Genomic DNA, 12,776 nt, shown 5'->3' with positions numbered 1-12,776 from the left:
CATTGCTTCATCCCCTATTTAACAGCCCGCCACGGCGGGCTAGTTCCTGTCGCCCGCCCATAAAAAGCGTTATAAAACAGCGCACCCTGTTCAAAAAATAGCCGAAAATTGTGATCAAAAACACAGTATTGAAATCAGACCAGTATTGAGAGTACATTAGCGCCGATCCTGTCGCGGTTCGGATTTTACCTCACGGAGCATGAGGCGCGACAACCGGACAGCCCGCGCTCGAGGACGTTGTTCTTTCGCTTGGAAGAATCCGCCCGACAAGCAGGCTGCCCATAAAATACTCAGCACAACAATCGGGATCATTGCTGGCGAGGACTCCAGACAGGAGTTGTTCAGTGAAATATTTTTTGATGGGCGTGTCATTCATGCTGGTTGCCTGGGTTGGCACCTTCATGTTGATGGTTGCCTGACGGTAGCCAGACCAGGAACACAGCCAAAGGGACGCGCAAGCGTCCCTTTGTCGTTTCTGTTAACGATCATTTGCCCGGCATCATGCGGCGCAAGGTGTCGTCCTTACGCAGGTAGTGATGAAACAGCGCCGCCAACGCATGTGCGCCAATGATAAAGTAGCCGATATTCGCCAGCGTCTCATGAACCGTTTTGACCAGCCTGCGCATCACCGGATCCGGCGTCACCCACTGCGGCATCGGCCAGCCCAGCAAAGACCACGATTTCCCGCCGTAGGCCAGGGTTAACATGCCCAGCAACGGCAACATCAGGAAGACCACGTACAGCAGCCAATGGAAGATCTTGGCGCCCACTTCCTGCCACTCCTCCAGCGGCGGCGTGGTCGGCGGCGTCGCGTGGAAAGCGCGCACCGCCAACCGAATCAGCATCAGGGCAAAAACCGAAGCCCCAAAATTAAAGTGCAGATTTTTGACCATCGGCGCCCACGCTTCCGGCACCGAGTCTTTCAGCAACATCGCCGCATAGGTGAGGATCACCATCAGCAAAGTCAGCCAATGTAAAACGATTTGCGATCGCGCGTAGCGGTTGCTCATACACTCTATCCAAAAAATAAAATTCAGCGTAATTGAGCATAATGGGGAAATGATGAAGAAAACCTTGGGACGGAAAAAATAAGGCCGGGCGAACGCCCGGCCTGACAGGATTATTTGGCGCTGCCGGCCTTGCCCGGTTTCAGCAGCCCGTCCGCGCGGAACATCGCCTTGATGCCGCGCACCGCCTGGCGGATGCGATCCTGGTTCTCGATCAGCGCGAAACGCACGTGGGTATCGCCGTAGTCGCCGAAGCCGATGCCCGGCGAGACGCAGACCTTGGCTTCCGCCAGCAGGCGTTTGGCAAATTCCAGCGAACCGAGGTGGGCATAAGGCTCGGGAATTTTCGCCCATACGTACATCGACGCCTTCGGGTTTTCCACCATCCAGCCGGCCTCGTGCAGCCCCTTCACCAACACGTTGCGGCGCTGCCGATACTGCTCGGCGATATCGCGCACGCACTGCTGATCGCCTTCCAGCGCGGCGATGGCCGCCACCTGCAGCGGCGTAAAGGTGCCGTAGTCGTGATAACTCTTGATGCGCGCCAGCGCGCTGACCAGTTCAGGGTTACCGACCATGAAACCGATGCGCCAGCCGGCCATGTTGTAGCTTTTCGACAGGGTGAAGAACTCCACTGCAATGTCTTTCGCCCCCGGCACCTGCATGATCGACGGCGCTTTCCAGCCGTCATAGACGATATCGGCATAGGCCAGATCGTGGATCACCAGCACGTTGTACTGCTTGGCCAGTGCCACTACCCGCTCGAAGAAATCCAGCTCTACGCACTGCGCGGTCGGGTTGGACGGGAAGCCGAGGATCATCATTTTCGGGCGCGGAATGGTTTCCCGAATGGCGCGCTCCAGCTCACCGAAGAAATCCACACCGTCCACCAGCGGCACCGAGCGCACCTGGGCGCCGGCGATCACCGCGCCGTAAATGTGGATCGGGTAGCTGGGGTTCGGCACCAGTACCGTATCGCCGTGATCAAGGGTCGCCAGCATCAGGTGCGCCAGCCCCTCTTTCGAACCGATAGTGACGATGGCTTCGGTTTCCGGATCGATATCCACCTGATAACGATCGGCATACCAGCGCGAAATGGCACGGCGCAGGCGTGGAATGCCGCGCGAAGTAGAGTAACCGTGGGTATCGTCGCGCTGGGCGACGGCGCACAGTTTTTCCACGATGTGCGGCGGCGTCGGGCCGTCGGGGTTCCCCATGCTGAAGTCGATAATATCCTCACCGCGACGGCGTGCGGCCATCTTCAGTTCGGCGGTGATGTTGAATACGTAAGGGGGAAGGCGTTCAATGCGCGTAAAACGGCGCTGTGGACTGTTATCAGCCATAGGGGATTCCTCGATAGACGTTAGCGCCCGGACCGTCCGAGCGACGCTGGCCAGCGAACTGACCGAATATCGAACATAGCGCAGCGCCGACGAGCTTGTCGATACCTGGCGCGATATTTTTATTTGCCGCCCTGAAACTCCGCCGCCAACAGCCCGAACAGCCAGTCATCGCACCACTGATCCGCCAGACGGTAGTTGTCGCGCAGCGTGCCTTCCAGCTGGAAACCACACGACTCCAGCAGGCCGCGCGAGGCGACGTTACCGGCGGTCACGGTGGCGGTCAGCTTGTGAAAACCGCAGGCGTTCACCGCAAAATCCAGCACCGCCCGCAGCGACTCCTTGCCATAGCCCTTGCCCTGCCCGGAAGGCAAACTCCCGTATCCCACTTCCGCCTGCCGATACGGCGCCCAGTGCGGACGAAAGCCGGTAATGCCCACCGCCTCTCCGCTGTGCTTCTCACGCATCACCAGACACAACCACTGCTCGCCGTGTTTGTCCCAGGCCGGCAGCCGCTCTTCGAACCGAGCGCGGATCTCCGCTTCGCTGCGCGGATCGGAGATGTAACGGATCACCTCGGGATCTTGGTACAGGCGCAGAAACAGCGGCCAATCCTCGACGGTTATCGACTGTAAGTGCAGACGTTCAGTGACCAGCTTCATAAAATCTCCGAAAAACGAAAAAGAGGAACTTACGAATGAAAGATATCTCTTTATTTTCCCCGATTGGTTGCCGATAATCATTCACGTTAAAACCACAAAACCTTAACGTCTTGCCCGATTCCCTACAACTGCCCGCCGCCGTTATCCACGCGGCACCAGGAGAACACCATGGCCTCTTTAGTCATCGACGATATTCCGCAGACGATCGTTAACGTCAAGCGCCAGCTGCGCCAGGCATTGCCGAACTACCGCGACGTCTTTCTAGCGCTGGAAGAGAACATCCGCGGCCAGGTCGAACAGATCCGCCGCGAGCTGGCCGCCGGCCATAATCCGGTGCCGCAGATCGACGCAGAAGATATCCTGCAGCAGCGCGTCAGCGAGCAACAAATAGCGCTGATCAAACAGCGCGGCGCCTGCGCCATTCGCGACGTGTTCCCCCGCGCCAAGGCCGAAGGCTGGAACCGGGAAATCGGCGACTACCTTGAGCGCAACAACTTCGTCGAACGGTTGAAAAACGCCGCCGAAGACAACTATTTCGGCAAGTTGGCCGCCAGCAAGCCGCAGATTTACGGCATCTATTGGTCAAAACCGCAGGTTGAAGCGCGGCAGGATGCGCGCATGCATGCGGTGCAGGTGTTCCTCAACAGCCTGTGGGCCACCGAGAGCAACGGCAAACAGCATTTCGAACCGACCCGCGTCGCCACCTACGCCGATCGCACCCGCCGCCGCCCGCCGAACTCCTCGTCGCTGGGCCTGTCACCGCACGTCGACAGCGGCACCATTGAGCGCTGGCTGGACGAAAACTTCCGCTATGTATATCGCCACGTTTTCTCCGGCGACTGGCAGCAGTACGATCCCTTCGCCGCCGACGGCCGCACCGAGGTGCGCGAAATAGCCTCCCCGGCGGTCTGCTCGATGTTCCGCACCTTCCAGGGTTGGACGGCGCTGACGCCGCAACGCACCAACGCCGGCACGCTGAACCTGGTGCCGATCGCCAACGCCATGGCCTATGTGTTGCTGCGCGCGCTGCAGGACGACGTCGCCGACGACGATCTGTGCGATGCGGCACCGGGCCGCGCGCTGTCGATCTCGGAAAAGTGGCATCCCCTTTTATTAAGTGGGATTTCCCCCATTCCCGATCTGGAGCCGGGCGACACGGTCTTTTGGCACTGCGATGTGATCCACGCGGTGGAGAACGAGCATAACGGCGAGTTCGACAGCAACGTGATGTACATCGCTGCCGCGCCGGGCTGCGAGAAAAACGACGCCTATCTGCAGCGCCAGCTGCCGAGCTTTATCGACGGCAGAACGCCGCCAGACTTCGCCCCTGACGACTTCGAGGTGGATTTCGACGGCCGCGCCACCGTCGACCTGCTGACGCCACTGGGCAAAGCGCAGCTCGGCATGGGCTGATCCCCCGCCCGTGGCGCACGCCACGGGCCCCTTTCGCTGTGGTATACTGCCGCCATCCGTAAGCCGCAGCGAGAACCCGTCGTGCACCCTTTTTTTGAAATGCTGTTGGCGGTGTTTGATCGCGCCGCGCTGATGTTGATCTGTCTGTTTTTCCTGACCCGCACCCGGCTGTTCCGCCAACTGCTGCAAAAAGAAGACCATACGCCGCTCGAGCTCGGCATCGTCACGGCGATCTTCTCGCTGTTCGCGCTGTTCAGCACCTACTCCGGCATCAACGTCGAAGGATCGCTGGTTAACGTGCGCGTCATCGCCATCATGGCCGGCGGCATCCTGTTCGGCCCCTGGGTGGGGATCGTCACCGGCATCATCGCCGGCGTGCACCGTTATCTGATCGACATCGGCGGCATCACCTCGGTGCCTTGTCTTATCACCAGCATCATCGCCGGCATCAGCGCCGGTTACATCAACCTCAAGGTGAAAAAAGAGCAGCGCTGGCGTGCCGGCATCGTCGGCGGCATGCTGTGCGAATCCCTCACCATGCTGCTGATCGTGCTATGGGCCAAGCCGACCGAGCTTGGGCTGGACATCGTGTCGCAGATCGCCCTGCCGATGATCCTCGGTACGGTGTGCATCGGCCTGATCGTGCTGCTGGTACAGAGCGTCGAGGATGAGAAAGAAGTGATCGCCGCGCGCCAGGCCAAACTGGCGCTGGATATCGCCCACAAGACGCTGCCCTATTTCCGCAACATCAACAGCGAATCGCTGGCCACCATCTGCGATATCATTCGCCAGGACATCCGCGCCGACGCGGTGGCGATCACCGATACCCACCAGGTGCTGGCCTACGTCGGCGTAGGGCGTGAAGCCTACCCGATCGGCCGCGAAGGGCTGAGCCGCGTCACCCGCGAAAGCATTCGCCACGGCAAAATCATCATCAAGAACAACCTGGAAAACCCGGCCGCGCCGCAGATCCATTCGCAGCTGGTGGTACCGCTGTGGGAAAAAGGCGAAGTGACCGGCGCGCTGAAAATCTACTACTGCCACGCCCACCAGATCACCAACACGCTGAAGGTGATGGCGGTCGGGCTGTCGCAGATCATCTCCACGCAGATGGAGGTTTCGCGCATCGAACACCTGCGCCAGATGGCGGATAAAGCCGAAATGCGCGCGCTGCAGAGCAAGATTAACCCGCACTTCCTGTTCAACGCGCTGAACGCCATCTCTTCCTCCATTCGCCTGAATCCGGACACCGCGCGCCAGCTGATCATCAACCTGTCGCGCTACCTGCGCTACAACCTGGAGCTGAACGATGAACTGATCGATATCCGCAAGGAGCTGCATCAGATCCAGGATTACATCGCCATCGAACAGGCGCGTTTCGGCGCCAAGCTGACGGTAATTTACGACATCGACGACGACGTCTCGGTGCGTATTCCGAGCCTGCTGATCCAACCGCTGGTGGAGAACGCCATCGTGCACGGCATCCAACCCTGCAAGGGGAAAGGGGTGGTGGTGATCGCGGTGAAAGATCAGGGCGACCGGGTGAAGATTTCGGTGAAGGATACCGGCCACGGCATCAATCAGGAAACCATCGATCGGGTGGCGCGCAACGAGATGCCGGGCCACAATATCGGCCTGCTTAACGTGCATCACCGCGTGTCGCTGCTGTACGGCGAGGGATTGCATATCCGCCGCCTGGAGCCGGGCACCGAAATCGCGTTCTACATCAGCAAAAACGGCGGCAAGCTGCATCAGGAGCCGAGCGCGCCGCCGGTCGGGGAGGCCTCATGAAAGCCATCATCGTGGAAGACGAATTCCTCGCGCAGGAAGAACTCAGCTACCTGATCAAGAAACACAGCAATATCGATATCGTCGCCACCTTCGAGGACGGCCTCGATGTCCTGAAATACCTGCAAACCCACCAGGTCGACGCCATTTTCCTCGACATCAACATCCCGTCGCTGGACGGCGTGCTGCTGGCGCAAAACATCAGCAAGTTCACGCATCGCCCGTCGATCGTGTTCATCACCGCCTATAAAGAGCACGCGGTGGAAGCGTTCGAGATCGAAGCGTTCGACTATATCCTCAAGCCCTATCACGAGGCGCGCATCGTCACCATGCTGCAAAAGCTGGAGGCGCTGCATCATCGCCCCGCCGGCGCGACGGAGCCGGCCAGCGCGCCGAGCCGCGGCAGCCATAGCATCAACCTGATCAAAGACGAGCGGATCATCGTTACCGACATCAACGACATCTATTACGCCGCCGCCGATGAAAAGGTGACGCGGGTCTATACCCGCCGGGAAGAGTTCGTGATGCCGATGAACATCACCGAGTTTTACGGCCGGCTCCCGGAAGAACATTTCTTCCGCTGCCATCGCTCTTACTGCGTTAACCTGGCGAAGATCCGCGAGATCGTCCCCTGGTTCAACAATACCTACATTCTGCGGCTGAGCGATCTCGAGTTTGAAGTGCCGGTCAGCCGCAGCAAGGTGAAAGAGTTCCGCAAGCTGATGCGCCTGTAAGCGCTTACCAGCGCGGGCCCGGACGGTAGTAATAGCCGGGCGGCGGCGGTGGCGGCATGCGGTAATGCGGCCGATCTCGCCAGTCGCGCCGCGGTGGCCCGTAGTAAATCACCCGTGGCGGCGGGCCGTAATAGTACCCGCGCGGGCGTTCATACCGGTGATGATCGGCCCACCAACGCGGATCGCGCCAGCGATAGCCGTCCCAGTAGTGGCCGCGATTATCGCGATCGCCGATATGCAACGACAGGCCCGGCACGTTCACGCCGATGGACACGTCGGCCTGGCTCGCCAGCGGCAGCGCCAGCAGCGCGGCCAGTAACAACAGCGTTTTTTTCATTTCATGGACTCCTGCAGAGCGGACCTCGTCCGATCGCAGATAACATAGTCCCGCGCTCATCGCCGCTCTATAGGCGCAATGCCGATTTACGCCTTTCAGACGCATCCTTCACAATTTCACCACAATCGTTCACCGGCGATTAACAATAAATCGTTGATATCTTTGATGTAGATCACGTGTCACCCCCGGCATTTCACGCGCTTTTCGGCGCAAAAACGGCAACTCACGCCGCATAACATGCATTTCATTCCTTCCGTCGTGCAACTCATTCCCGATCCGCCGCCCGCCGGGGGTGCCGGCCATATAATAAGCCCATACCGCGGGAACACAGATTCACCCCGCAAATTTCAGCCAACGGCTCACGCCCGGCAACGCACACACAGGAAGGAGACCGGCCATGAACACCAAACCGGCAAATCGCAGCTTAATCGTTCTCGGCACCATCATCTGTCAGATGGGTCTGGGCACCATCTACACCTGGAGCCTGTTCAACCAGCCGCTGGTCGACAAGTTCCACTGGGGGCTGGCAGACGTCGCCACCACCTTCTCCATCACCAGCTTCTTCCTGGCCTTCGCCACGCTGTTCGCCGGCAAGCTGCAAGAACGCTTCGGCATCCGCAATCTGACGCTGTGTTCCGGCATCCTGGTCGGCCTGGGTCTCATCGCCAGCGCCCACGTCAGCTCGCTTGACATGATTTACCTGCTGGCCGGCGTGGTGGTGGGCTTTGCGGTCGGTATCGCCTACATCTCCACCCTGTCCAACCTGATTAAGTGGTTCCCCGCCAACAAAGGCCTGATTTCCGGCATCTCCGTCGGCGCCTTCGGCAGCGGTAGCCTGCTGTTCAAATACGTCAACGCCGCCCTGATCGCCGACGTCGGCGTTTCCGGTGCCTTCTTCTACTGGGGTGCCATCGTGATGGGCCTGATCGTCGTCGGCTCCCTGCTGCTGAAAGAGCCGGTGCTGGCGACCAACGCCGCACAACCAGGCGCCAACGGTCTGGGTAACGACTACAGCGTGCGTCAGATGCTGGCCACCAAAGAAGCCTACCTGCTGTTCACCATCTTCTTCGCTGCCTGCATGAGCGGTCTGTATCTGATTGGCATCGTGAAAGACATGGGCGTTCAACTGGCCGGGATGGACTTGGCCACCGCCGCCAACACCGTGTCCGCCGTCGCCATCTTCAACACCGCCGGCCGCATCATCCTGGGTACGCTGTCCGATAAAGTGGGCCGCATGCGCGTCATCAGCTTCACCATGCTGGTTACCGTGCTGGCGATTGTCGCCCTGAGCTTCATGACTCTGAACCACACGCTGTTCTTCATCTGCGTCGGCGCGGTGGCCTTCTGCTTCGGCGGCAACATCACCGTGTTCCCGGCGATTGTCGGCGACTTCTTCGGCCTGAAAAACCACAGCAAGAACTACGGCATCATCTACCAGGGCTTCGGCCTGGGCGCGCTGGCCGGTTCGTTCGTCGCCAAATACTTCGGCGGCTTCCACGCCACCTTTATGGTGATTGGCGTCCTGTCCGCCGCTTCTCTGCTGATTACGCTGTTCATCAAAGCGCCGAAGGCGGTGGCAGCGGAAACGGCAGAAACCGCCCAAACGGCGGAGCTGGCCAAAGCCTGATACCCCACGAAAACGACAAGGGGCGCAACCTGTGGGTTGCGCCCCTTTTTTTATCGTGCCGCCGCGTTGCTTACAGCTGCATGCCCAGCGTCTGGCGCAGATGCGCGCCGGCCCCCAGCAGGCCCGGTTGGCCATGGGTTATCATGAACACCGGAATGTCTCGCACATAGTCGCGGAAGCGCCCCTTGTCTTCGAAAGCGGCGCGGAAGCCCGAGGCCTTGAAGAATTCCATAAAGCGCGGCACGATGCCGCCGGCGATGTACACGCCGCCAAAGGTGCCCAGATTCAGCGCCAGGTTGCCGCCGAAGCGCCCCATGATCACGCAAAACAGCGACAGCGCACGGCGGCAGTCGATGCAGCTGTCGGCCAGCGCCCGCTCGGTGATGTCCTTCGGCTCCCATTTCTCCGGCAGGCGATTGTCCGCCTTGACGATAGCGCGATACAGGTTGACCAGGCCCGGCCCGGACAGCACGCGCTCGGCGGAAACGTGCCCCACTTCACCGCGCAGCACCTCCAGAATAATGTCCTCTTCTTCGCTGTTCGGCGCGAAATCGACATGGCCGCCCTCGCCCGGCAGGCTGACCCAGCGGCGATCGACGTGCACCAGGTGGGCGACGCCCAACCCGGTGCCGGCGCCGTACACCGCGATCGGTTTGCCCGGCTGCGCATCGCCGCCGCCAAACTGCAGCACGTCGTCCGGCGAGAGCATCGGGATCGCCATCGAGACGGCGGTGAAATCGTTGATCACTTCCAGATGACTCAACCCCAGGTTGGCCTTCATTTCTTTGATAGAGAACGCCCAGCTGTGGTTGGTCATCGCGACCCAGTCTTCCGTCACCGGGCAGGCGATCGCGATACAGGCATCCTGCACCTCGATATCGCACGCTTTCAGGTAGTGGCGGATCACCGCCTCCAGGCTGTCGAACTCCAGGCCGGAATAGGTTTTCGCCTGGGTAATCTCACCCGTCGCAACAGTGCACAACGCCAGGCGGGCATTGGTGCCGCCAACATCACCCACGAGGGCATAGGTCATTGATTTCGTCTCCGCAAAATGAAAAATAAAAAGCTGCCCACACTGTAAAATCCTGCTGCGAAAACAACAATCACCCGCCTCGGATCTGCGCCCCAATAGCGATCCGGATCACAAAAAACGTTTCAGCTTGCCCGTGATGCCGCGATTTGAAACAAATTGCGGCAAAAAACGCGCCGCCGCGACTGTTAACCGTCATCGACGCCGGGCAATATCAATGCGTGCCTGCTCGCCGATAGTCTGGCAAGCTGTGGCCACTGCCCAACCACCCGCTCTCCCTGCCCTGCATGGAGGCATCGACAAGGGATTATCCATGCTGCATCCGCGCGCCAATGCCATGTTGGCCTTTGCTTTGCCTGCGCTGATTATCGGTTCCGCCTCCAGTCTGGTGCTGCTATTGATGATGAAAGTCGCCGCTACGCTGCAGCAATGGCTGTGGGTGACGCTGCCCGACGCGCTGAGCCTGGACGCCCAGGCACCCTGGTGGCCGCTCGGCATGCTGACGCTGACCGGTGTGGCGGTCGGCCTGATCGTGCGCTACATGCCGGGCCACGCCGGGCCGGATCCGGCGACGGAATCGCTGATCGGCATGCCGCTGCCGCTCTCCGCCCTGCCGGGGCTGGGATTGGCGCTGATCGTCGGCCTGGCCGGCGGCGTCAGCCTGGGGCCGGAAAACCCGATCACCGCCATCAATATCGCGCTGGTGGCGACGGCGGGGGCGCGCCTGCTGCCGAAGGTGCCGCGCATGGACTGGATCATCCTGGCGGCCGCGGGCACCATCGGCGCGATGTTCGGCACGCCGGTCGCCGCCGCACTGATCTTCTCGCAAACCCTGGCGGGCAATAACGAAACGCCGCTGTGGGATCGGCTGTTCGCCCCGCTGGTGGCCGCCGCCGCCGGCGCGGTCACCACCCAGCTGTTCTTCGTACCCAATTTCGCCCTGCAGCTCGACGCCTACGACGTAACGCGACTGCCGGACATCTTCAGCGGCGCCATCGTGGCGCTGATCGCCATCGCGCTAGGCATGGTGGCGCTGTGGTGCTTCCCACACGTTCACCGCCTGTTCCATTCGATGAAGAATCCGGTGTTGATGTTAGGACTGGGTGGCTTTGTGCTGGGCCTGCTGGCGCTGGTGGGCGGAGAGATTACCCTGTTCAAAGGGCTGGATGAAATGAAGCGCCTCGCGGCAGACGGCAACTATTCGGTGCCGGCGCTGTTGACCGTTACCCTGACCAAGCTGGCGGCGCTGGTGATCGCCGCCGCCAGCGGCTTTCGCGGCGGGCGCATCTTCCCAGCGGTGTTCGTCGGGGTGGCGCTGGGGCTGATGCTGCACCAGCACGTTCCGGCGGTGCCGGCGGCGATCACCGTCTCCTGCGCCATTATGGGGCTGGTGCTGGTGGTCACGCGCGACGGCTGGCTCAGCCTGTTCATGGCAGTGGCGGTGGTGCCGGATCTGCACCTGCTGCCCGTCTTATGCATCGTGATGCTGCCCGCCTGGCTGACGCTGGCAGGCAAACCGCTGATGCTGGTGAACCGCCGGCAACCGCCGCACGACGATTAGTCCAGCGCGAACGCCGCGGCGGCGCGGGCGTGGATCGCGGTGGTGTCGAACACCGGCACCGACGCATCCCGCTCGCTCACCAGCAACCCTATCTCGGTGCAGCCGAAAATAATCCCCTGCGCGCCCTGTTGCTCCAGGTCGCTGATGATCCGGCGATACTCATCGCGCGAGGCGTCGCGAATGTTACCGAGGCACAGCTCGTCATAGATGATGCGGTGCACGATGTCACGATCGGCGCTGAGCGGCGTCACCACATCAATGCCGTGCAATTCCTGCAGGCGGCCGCGGTAGAAGGTCTGCTCCATGGTAAAACGCGTACCCAGCAGCCCGACGCGGCGAATGTTTTTTTCCCGCACCTGCAGCGCCGTGGCGTCGGCGATGTGAATCAGCGGCAGGCCGCTGGCCTGCTCGACCGCCTCCGCCACCTTGTGCATGGTGTTGGTGCAGATCACGATGGCTTCGGCGCCGGCGGCGCGCAAAGCCACGGCGGACTCGGCCAGCAGCCGGCCGGCACCATCCCAATCGCCCTGATGCTGCAAGCGTTCAATTTCCTGAAAATCGACGCTGTAGAGCACGATTTTGGCCGAATGCAGCCCGCCGAGGCGCGCCTTTACCTGCTCGTTGATGGTGCGGTAATACGGAATGGTGGATTCCCAACTCATGCCGCCCAGCAGACCCAACACTTTCATCCTTCGTTCCTCAGCATTTCCGACGATCCTCTGACCTTACCTGAGAATCGCCGGGCTGACGACGCCTTATTTGGCGCCGGAATTGATCGGCTGGCGCGCTTCGAACCAGCGCTGGCGCAGCGTGTCGTACAGCCAGTTATAGGCCATGGTGTACGGCAGGAAGAACAGGAAGAAACCGATTTCCAGCATAAACGCCTGCGCCCAGGAGATACTCAGCATCCAGGCGGCGATCGGCACGCCGATCAGGATAAAACCGGCTTCAAAGCCGACGGCGTGCAGCGCACGCACCTTCAGGTTACGCACCACCCGGCTGGCCGGCCACAGGCGGTCGAACACCGTGTTGTAAACCATGTTCCACAGCATCGCGACGGTGGAGAGCATCACCGCCAACGCACCGACCTGCACCATTGAGCGGTTCAACAACCACGCGCCCAGCGGGGCGCAAACCATCACGGCGATGGCCTCGAAACCGACGGCGTGGACGATACGTTCAATGAGAGACTTGTTTTGCAGTTGCATACATCACCTTTTTTCAACAGTTGTTGCGAAAGCCAGGTGATTATCATCGTTTTTTTGGGTAGATTAAAA

The 12,776-nt window shown here is 60.6% G+C and carries 13 protein-coding genes; 6 read left to right on the top strand and 7 right to left on the bottom strand.

The genetic code is table 11. The annotated features are described in order from the left end of the window. Positions 1-344: 344 nt before the first annotated feature. Positions 345-419 carry a membrane protein YpdK gene (ypdK, locus tag ACJ8J5_RS00470; protein WP_099782600.1) on the top strand — a complete coding sequence of 25 codons (75 nt, stop codon included), beginning with the start codon at positions 345-347 and terminating at the stop codon, positions 417-419. A 66-nt stretch (positions 420-485) separates the two neighbouring features. On the opposite strand, the gene ACJ8J5_RS00465 is transcribed toward ypdK, so the two are convergent. The 3 genes from ACJ8J5_RS00465 to ACJ8J5_RS00455 form a co-directional block, all read right to left on the bottom strand. After that, positions 486-1,010, bottom strand: a complete 525-nt coding sequence (locus ACJ8J5_RS00465; RefSeq protein ID WP_060433767.1) for a cytochrome b — start codon at positions 1,008-1,010, stop codon at positions 486-488. A gap of 110 nt (positions 1,011-1,120) precedes the next feature. Beyond that, positions 1,121-2,350, bottom strand: coding sequence for an alanine transaminase (gene alaC, locus ACJ8J5_RS00460; protein WP_060433769.1), 1,230 nt, complete (start codon positions 2,348-2,350; stop codon positions 1,121-1,123). A 119-nt stretch (positions 2,351-2,469) separates the two neighbouring features. After that, positions 2,470-3,009: a GNAT family N-acetyltransferase gene (locus ACJ8J5_RS00455; RefSeq protein WP_060433771.1), complete on the bottom strand. Its 540-nt coding sequence runs from the start codon at positions 3,007-3,009 to the stop codon at positions 2,470-2,472. Positions 3,010-3,177: 168 nt separating this feature from the next. Here ACJ8J5_RS00455 and ACJ8J5_RS00450 point away from each other — a divergent pair, with 168 nt between their 5' ends. The 3 genes from ACJ8J5_RS00450 to ACJ8J5_RS00440 all read left to right on the top strand — a co-directional run bounded on the left by ACJ8J5_RS00450 (position 3,178) and on the right by ACJ8J5_RS00440 (position 6,944). Beyond that, positions 3,178-4,422 (top strand): DUF1479 domain-containing protein, encoded by a 1,245-nt coding sequence (locus tag ACJ8J5_RS00450; protein WP_414105042.1) that lies wholly within the window; start codon positions 3,178-3,180, stop codon positions 4,420-4,422. Positions 4,423-4,521: 99 nt separating this feature from the next. Continuing rightward, positions 4,522-6,213 carry a sensor histidine kinase gene (locus tag ACJ8J5_RS00445; RefSeq protein WP_025303750.1) on the top strand — a complete coding sequence of 564 codons (1,692 nt, stop codon included), beginning with the start codon at positions 4,522-4,524 and terminating at the stop codon, positions 6,211-6,213. Next, positions 6,210-6,944: a LytR/AlgR family response regulator transcription factor gene (locus ACJ8J5_RS00440; RefSeq protein WP_089181175.1), complete on the top strand. Its 735-nt coding sequence runs from the start codon at positions 6,210-6,212 to the stop codon at positions 6,942-6,944. Before ACJ8J5_RS00445 ends, ACJ8J5_RS00440 begins: the two co-directional genes overlap by 4 nt. A gap of 4 nt (positions 6,945-6,948) precedes the next feature. On the opposite strand, the gene ACJ8J5_RS00435 is transcribed toward ACJ8J5_RS00440, so the two are convergent. Beyond that, positions 6,949-7,281: a DUF2502 domain-containing protein gene (locus ACJ8J5_RS00435; RefSeq protein WP_025303752.1), complete on the bottom strand. Its 333-nt coding sequence runs from the start codon at positions 7,279-7,281 to the stop codon at positions 6,949-6,951. Positions 7,282-7,678: 397 nt separating this feature from the next. Between ACJ8J5_RS00435 and ACJ8J5_RS00430 the strand changes: the two genes are divergently transcribed. Further along, a complete protein-coding gene (locus ACJ8J5_RS00430) occupies positions 7,679-8,908 on the top strand; it encodes an L-lactate MFS transporter (RefSeq protein ID WP_060433775.1) in 1,230 nt (409 codons plus the stop codon). 70 nt (positions 8,909-8,978) lie between these two features. Here the strand turns inward: ACJ8J5_RS00430 and glk are convergent, their stop codons facing one another. After that, the gene (gene glk / locus ACJ8J5_RS00425) at positions 8,979-9,941 is read right to left on the bottom strand and encodes a glucokinase (protein ID WP_060433777.1); all 963 of its coding nucleotides are present in this window, start codon (positions 9,939-9,941) and stop codon (positions 8,979-8,981) included. Positions 9,942-10,251: 310 nt separating this feature from the next. Here glk and ACJ8J5_RS00420 point away from each other — a divergent pair, with 310 nt between their 5' ends. Continuing rightward, a complete protein-coding gene (locus ACJ8J5_RS00420) occupies positions 10,252-11,499 on the top strand; it encodes an ion channel protein (protein ID WP_049207375.1) in 1,248 nt (415 codons plus the stop codon). Here the strand turns inward: ACJ8J5_RS00420 and ACJ8J5_RS00415 are convergent. Further along, complete coding sequence (locus tag ACJ8J5_RS00415; protein ID WP_060433779.1) at positions 11,496-12,188, bottom strand: aspartate/glutamate racemase family protein; 693 nt, start codon at positions 12,186-12,188, stop codon at positions 11,496-11,498. The two genes, ACJ8J5_RS00420 and ACJ8J5_RS00415, sit on opposite strands and share 4 nt — an antisense overlap. A 66-nt stretch (positions 12,189-12,254) precedes the next feature. After that, positions 12,255-12,707 (bottom strand): multidrug/biocide efflux PACE transporter, encoded by a 453-nt coding sequence (locus ACJ8J5_RS00410; protein ID WP_049300106.1) that lies wholly within the window; start codon positions 12,705-12,707, stop codon positions 12,255-12,257. Positions 12,708-12,776 lie beyond the last annotated feature (69 nt).

This window comes from Serratia sp. CY43202 (assembly GCF_052168755.1).
Taxonomy (GTDB): Bacteria; Pseudomonadota; Gammaproteobacteria; order Enterobacterales; family Enterobacteriaceae; genus Serratia; species Serratia bockelmannii.
Note: the sequence above shows the minus strand (reverse complement) of the source record. Positions and strands in the feature narration are given on the sequence as shown.